Origin of the sequence: Pseudoroseomonas cervicalis ATCC 49957 (assembly GCF_000164635.1) — a bacterium.
In the GTDB taxonomy this organism is placed as follows: Bacteria; Pseudomonadota; Alphaproteobacteria; order Acetobacterales; family Acetobacteraceae; genus Pseudoroseomonas; species Pseudoroseomonas cervicalis.
The window spans coordinates 1-556 of record NZ_GG771242.1; the positions used below are offsets into that span (position 1 = coordinate 1).

Sequence of the window (556 nt, forward strand, 5' to 3'; positions counted from 1 at the left end):
CGCGGCCGCCCTTGCGGCCCGGCCCAGCCGGGCGATGGCCCTGTGCCGGCTCGCGCGCCCGCTCGCCCTGGGGGCTGTCCTTCGGCGTATCGCTCATGCTCTCTCCTGCCCCTCGCTCTGCGATTCGGACCCGCCCCCTTCCGGGGCCGGGCGCGGCGCCGGGCCCAGCAGGGCCAGCAACGCCGCGAGATCGGGCACCGGGGTAGCACGGATTGCCTGCCAAGGCATTCCCGCCAGCGCCCCGGCGATCCGGGGCGACAGCGCCAATGCCGCGACCCGCCGCACGGTTTCGGCCAGGCCCGAACCGCGCAGCAGGCGCTGCGTCACATGGGCCGAGCGGGGCGACAGGAACAGGGCCGCGCGGATTTCTCCGCGTTCCAGCGCGCGCATCGCCGCCACCGGGAGGGCGGTGGCCGGCCGCGCGGCATAGACCACCCGCCGCCGCACCGCGAAGCCATGCCCGCGCAGCGCCTCCGCCAGCGCCATGCTGTAGCCCTCGCCGGCGGCGAGGCAGAGCGGCGCGCCCTTCGGGTCCAGCCGCGCGGCGGCGAGCGCC

At 77.9% G+C, this 556-nt stretch carries 1 protein-coding gene; it reads right to left on the reverse strand.

From position 1 onward, the window contains the following. Nucleotides 1–93 precede the first annotated feature (93 nt). On the reverse strand, nucleotides 94–556 hold a 463-nt coding region (locus HMPREF0731_RS22790; protein ID WP_007006643.1), incomplete at its 5' end, for a uroporphyrinogen-III synthase.